The organism is Polynucleobacter sp. 39-46-10 (assembly GCF_002282275.1).
In genome coordinates, this window is the sequence record NZ_NCJB01000374.1 from 1 (window position 1) to 2,052 (window position 2,052).

Below are 2,052 nucleotides of genomic sequence, written 5' to 3' on the forward strand. Positions count from 1 at the left end.
TAACTCCAGCAGCTTTTAGCTTTGCTTCCAGTTGATCGACGCCAGCAATCGAAAAAAATTCATCGTGAAGAGCCCAGTGCGCCAACATTGGTTTTTTAATAGCCGACGCGTCAACATACTCTAGTGGCGGATAACCATACCAAACTACAGTTCCATCACATTCTGGAACGAGGCCGGCAGACAATACAGTGAGGGCTCCGCCCATACAAAAACCCGTAACAGCCACTTTGGCACTGCCAGTTGCTTTGAGATATTGAACGGCACCACGGATATCTTGACTGGCGGCATCGCCAAAATTCAAATCATTCATGAGGTGCTCTGCCTCATTCGCCTCTAAAGCCAACTTGCCACGATAGAGGTCCGGAACCAAGGCGTGATAACCTGCTTTCGCCAAACGATTAGCGACATTCTTAATTTCATCATCTAAACCCCACCACTCCTGAATCACTACTACACCAGGAGCATTTTTTGGATTGGCAGGCTCAACTACATATGCCTCCACTGAAGCGCCATCAGGTCTTTGAAATGTAATCATGACTATCTCCAATCTTTCTTTTAAAAATGAATTAGGCTTACTTCGACTGTTTATCGGTATGAATATATCCCACTAAGCAAAAGGTAAGCAAGCCGCACAGAGCTGCCCCGTAACCAACCAGGTTGTAATGCTCCATCTTCCCATCAGCACTAATAGTCACGACCATACCCGCAAGAACTGAGGCTAGCCCGGATGCAAGCATTTGTACCGAGCCCACCAAACTCATAAACGTACCTCGGACTTTGGCCTCTACTACTTGACTCACTATAGCCATCGCCGGAATCATGCGCCCAGAAACCAGGACAAAAAAGGCGGTGGAGTTAATCAATACCACCCAAAGTGGTACCGGCATGAGATTGGTTGTGACGACCAATGGAATTAAGCTAATCACAGCGAGCACTCTAAAGACCTTGACCTTTCCGTAATGGTCGGCCATATGGCCAATTACGCGAGAACTCATGAGTGTTGCAATCCCACCGCAAAGATAAATTAAGGAAATGTAAGAGTTATCAATACCAACATTGGCAGTCAAGTAGAGAGCGATATAGGGGATGACGGAAAATCCGGTCAACATAATAAGCGCCATAAAAACAAATGCTCGCAAGTGCTGATGAGCAAAGAAGATATTACAGATTTGACTAAGGCGACTTCCCTCGTGAGTCAGCCCAAGATGTCCGGTGATCTTAGGAATATTGCGATAGCCGACATACAAAATAAGGCTCGATATCAAAGCAATGAAGATAAACGGCGCACGCCAACCCAAAGATGGAATGTTGTTAGCCAAAAATAAACTGAGCGGAACACCAGCTACTGTCGATATTGAGAATGCTGACATTACAGTGCCCAATGCTTTCCCCCTGCGCTCAAATGGAATGGAATCAGCAACGATCGTTTGCACCAATGAGCCTAGGATGCCTCCAAATGCTCCTGCGAAGGCTCGCGCAATAAAGAGTGAATGGTAATCGGGGGCCAGACCACAAACTAGGGTCGCAATAATAAAACAGGCATACAAACTCAGTAGCAGTACTCTCCGCTCAAATCGATCTACAAAGTAAGTAGCAAAGACTCCTGCAATGGCAGCGGCAAATGTATAAGAGGAAAGCAATAAACCAAACTCATGGGTATTGATATTGAGCTCACGAATAAATTCAGGCCCCAAAGGCATCATGATCATGAAGTCCAGAATATGGGTGAACTGAATTCCGGCTAAGGAGAATAAGAAAAAACGTTCGTTTCTCTTTCCGCCTGGCATGTGATGCTCGGTCAAGGGTTTCTTTACATGATATTGAGGATGTGCCATTATCAAGGCTTACCGATAAAAATGCTGCCTAGTCTTAGCAAGCTTGTCTTAAATAATTTTGGCTAATGCTCACCCCTGATCTAGATATCTATGCTTGAAGCCCTCATTAATTTCCCCATACTTCCTCTTCTAAGGGACGCACTTTGGGGAATAGTCGGTTTAATTGTTATTTTGGTTTTTCATGGCAGCGCTATTAATCACATCTACATGCGATTTG

Annotated in this window: 2 protein-coding genes; both read right to left on the reverse strand. The window is 45.0% G+C overall.

From position 1 onward, the window contains the following. On the reverse strand, positions 1-535 hold a 535-nt coding region (locus B7X71_RS15780; RefSeq protein WP_293601432.1), incomplete at its 3' end, for a dienelactone hydrolase family protein. A 37-nt stretch (positions 536-572) separates the two neighbouring features. Next, the gene (locus B7X71_RS15785) at positions 573-1,802 is read right to left on the reverse strand and encodes an MFS transporter (protein ID WP_293601433.1); all 1,230 of its coding nucleotides are present in this window, start codon (positions 1,800-1,802) and stop codon (positions 573-575) included. Positions 1,803-2,052: the final 250 nt, after the last annotated feature.